Raw genomic sequence first — 255 nt, forward strand, 5'->3', positions numbered from 1 at the left:
AGCTTGCGCTAACCCCTTGAAAAATATGGTGGCTACACCGGGACTTGAACCTGGGACATCAGCATTATGAATGCTGCGCTCTAACCGACTGAGCTATGTAGCCGAGTGGCGCGCATTTTCCGTATCTCGGGCGGGGCTGTCAACCCCTGGGGCTAGATAATTTTCTGATCTTTCAATCGTTTAGACGGAAGGGGTCGGATCGCCGGAGAGCGGGCGGTGGGGAGGGACGGGAACGAAAAAGCCCCGGCACTTGGC

At 56.5% G+C, this 255-nt stretch carries 1 tRNA gene; it reads right to left on the reverse strand.

From position 1 onward, the window contains the following. Positions 1 to 26 precede the first annotated feature (26 nt). A tRNA-Met gene (locus tag ACLJNW_RS26630) sits at positions 27 to 103 on the reverse strand. Positions 104 to 255: the final 152 nt, after the last annotated feature.

Origin of the sequence: Salmonella sp. SAL4457, assembly GCF_046548235.1 — a bacterium.
Taxonomy (GTDB): Bacteria; Pseudomonadota; Gammaproteobacteria; order Enterobacterales; family Enterobacteriaceae; genus Salmonella; species Salmonella enterica.